Genomic DNA, 2,410 nt, shown 5'->3' on the forward strand with positions numbered 1-2,410 from the left:
TGGAGGACCGAACCGACTAATGTTGAAAAATTAGCGGATGACTTGTGGCTAGGGGTGAAAGGCCAATCAAACCTGGAGATAGCTGGTTCTCCCCGAAAGCTATTTAGGTAGCGCCTCGGACGAATACTACTGGGGGTAGAGCACTGTTAAGGCTAGGGGGTCATCCCGACTTACCAACCCTTTGCAAACTCCGAATACCAGTAAGTACTATCCGGGAGACACACGGCGGGTGCTAACGTCCGTCGTGGAGAGGGAAACAACCCAGACCGCCAGCTAAGGTCCCAAATTACTACTAAGTGGGAAACGATGTGGGAAGGCTCAGACAGCCAGGATGTTGGCTTAGAAGCAGCCATCATTTAAAGAAAGCGTAATAGCTCACTGGTCGAGTCGGCCTGCGCGGAAGATGTAACGGGGCTAAGTAGTAAACCGAAGCTGCGGCAATATACTTTTGTATATTGGGTAGGGGAGCGTTCTGTAAGCGGTTGAAGGTGTGTGGTAACGCATGCTGGACGTATCAGAAGTGCGAATGCTGACATGAGTAACGATAAAGGGGGTGAAAAACCCCCTCGCCGGAAGACCAAGGGTTCCTGTCCAACGTTAATCGGGGCAGGGTAAGTCGACCCCTAAGGCGAGGCCGAAAGGCGTAGTCGATGGGAAACGGGTTAATATTCCCGTACTTCAACTTATTGCGATGGGGGGACGGAGAAGGCTAGGTGGGCCTGGCGACGGTTGTCCAGGTTCAAGTGCGTAGGCTTAAGAGTTAGGTAAATCCGGCTCTTTTAAGGCTGAGACACGACGTCGAGCATCTACGGATGTGAAGTCATTGATGCCATGCTTCCAGGAAAAGCCTCTAAGCTTCAGATAAGTTGGAATCGTACCCCAAACCGACACAGGTGGTCGGGTAGAGAATACCAAGGCGCTTGAGAGAACTCGGGTGAAGGAACTAGGCAAAATGGTACCGTAACTTCGGGAGAAGGTACGCTCCTGGCGGTGAAGTCCCTTGCGGATGGAGCTACTAGGAGTCGCAGATACCAGGTGGCTGCAACTGTTTATTAAAAACACAGCACTGTGCAAAATCGTAAGATGACGTATACGGTGTGACGCCTGCCCGGTGCCGGAAGGTTAATTGATGGGGTTAGACTTCGGTCGAAGCTCTTGATCGAAGCCCCGGTAAACGGCGGCCGTAACTATAACGGTCCTAAGGTAGCGAAATTCCTTGTCGGGTAAGTTCCGACCTGCACGAATGGCGTAATGATGGCCACGCTGTCTCCACCCGAGACTCAGTGAAATTGAAATCGCTGTGAAGATGCAGTGTACCCGCGGCTAGACGGAAAGACCCCGTGAACCTTTACTACAGCTTGGCACTGAACATTGACCCTACATGTGTAGGATAGGTGGGAGGCTTTGAAACCAGCACGCCAGTGTTGGTGGAGCCGACCTTGAAATACCACCCTTGTAGTGTTGATGTTCTAACTTGGTCCCCTTATCGGGGATGAGGACAGTGCCTGGTGGGTAGTTTGACTGGGGCGGTCTCCTCCCAAAGAGTAACGGAGGAGCACGAAGGTGGGCTAATCACGGTTGGACATCGTGAGGTTAGTGCAATGGCATAAGCCGCTTGACTGCGAGAATGACAATTCGAGCAGGTGCGAAAGCAGGTCATAGTGATCCGGTGGTTCTGAATGGAAGGGCCATCGCTCAACGGATAAAAGGTACTCCGGGGATAACAGGCTGATACCGCCCAAGAGTTCATATCGACGGCGGTGTTTGGCACCTCGATGTCGGCTCATCACATCCTGGGGCTGAAGTCGGTCCCAAGGGTATGGCTGTTCGCCATTTAAAGTGGTACGCGAGCTGGGTTTAGAACGTCGTGAGACAGTTCGGTCCCTATCTGCCGTGGGCGTTGGAGAATTGAAAGGGGCTGCTCCTAGTACGAGAGGACCGGAGTGGACGAACCTCTGGTGTTCGGGTTGTGTCGCCAGACGCATTGCCCGGTAGCTAAGTTCGGAATTGATAACCGCTGAAAGCATCTAAGCGGGAAGCGAGCCTTGAGATGAGTTCTCCCTGATACTTTAAGTATCCTAAAGGGTTGTCGTAGACTACGACGTTGATAGGTCAGGTGTGTAAGCGTTGTGAGGCGTTGAGCTAACTGATACTAATTGCCCGTGAGGCTTAACCATACAACACCCAAGGGGTTTTGATGGACTCAATGAAAGAACATTGAATGTGTGATAATGAGAAATAAAAACAGCTTTCCAGATTATTAAACTTGCTTAAGCAGCGAGTTTAAACCGAATTTGCTTGGCGACCATAGCGTTTTGGACCCACCTGATTCCATTCCGAACTCAGAAGTGAAACAAAATAGCGCCGATGGTAGTGTGGGGTTTCCCCATGTGAGAGTAGGACATCGCCA

2 rRNA genes are annotated in these 2,410 nt (G+C 51.4%); both read left to right on the forward strand.

Annotated elements, in window-relative coordinates:
• A 23S ribosomal RNA gene (locus SU60_RS17675) occupies positions 1–2,177 on the forward strand; the annotation flags it as partial.
• Positions 2,178–2,297: 120 nt separating this feature from the next.
• Positions 2,298–2,410 (forward strand): 5S ribosomal RNA (gene rrf / locus SU60_RS17680); the annotation flags it as partial.

The organism is Vibrio mytili (genome assembly GCF_000830505.1).
Taxonomy (GTDB): Bacteria; Pseudomonadota; Gammaproteobacteria; order Enterobacterales; family Vibrionaceae; genus Vibrio; species Vibrio mytili.